This window comes from Vibrio sp. 970, assembly GCF_033339075.1.
The window spans coordinates 1-626 of record NZ_JAWOTW010000477.1; the positions used below are offsets into that span (position 1 = coordinate 1).

Annotated in this window: 1 pseudogene; it reads right to left on the reverse strand. The window is 41.1% G+C overall.

From position 1 onward, the window contains the following. Window positions 1-163 (reverse strand): annotated as a pseudogene (locus R7Q11_RS27410) (D-alanyl-D-alanine carboxypeptidase); the annotation flags it as partial. Between the last annotated feature and the right edge of the window lie 463 nt (window positions 164-626).

The following is a 626-nucleotide window of genomic DNA, read 5'->3' on the forward strand; positions in this document are numbered from 1 at the left end:
CGCGCTCTACCAACACTTTACCTGTGTGATAGTCCATCAGTACATAACCGCGGGAGCTTAATTCAGGTGCATTAGGGACAACAGTTGGTGCAGCAAAGGCAAAGTGAGAGAAGGTAACAAGGCCGGTAAGGAAAGTCGTGTTGAATAAGGTAATTTTTCTCATAGTGACATCTAATCTTATTAGCAATCTGTGGCTTACAAACTAAGTCGAGTATATTGAAACGCCATACAGTTACAGCAGCAATGTTACGATTCGTTACCTTTACTCAATGTTTGTCGAGAAGAATGAGAGATGAGTAGAAATTTTCCGTCCACACATGTGATGCCCAAACGAGATCACGAAAGAACGGCCCCACGTCAATGACTGCTAGAATCCACATTTTTAGATAAGCAGATCATCTAAAACAAATCGTTCAAAATATGAAAAAGCCCCCGCACAAACGGTGATGTCAGGGAGAGTACCTGTGCGGGCTTAAAAGGACAATTCAACCCAATAATTACAGAGCTGAAAAACTAGGGGTAATGAAAATCGGATAATCCAAGATCTTCAGTTGCGCTTATATTACTCACCTTACGTTTTATCTTGTTAGCTTCGCGTCAATATCAGAGTAATAGAGATGTGATAC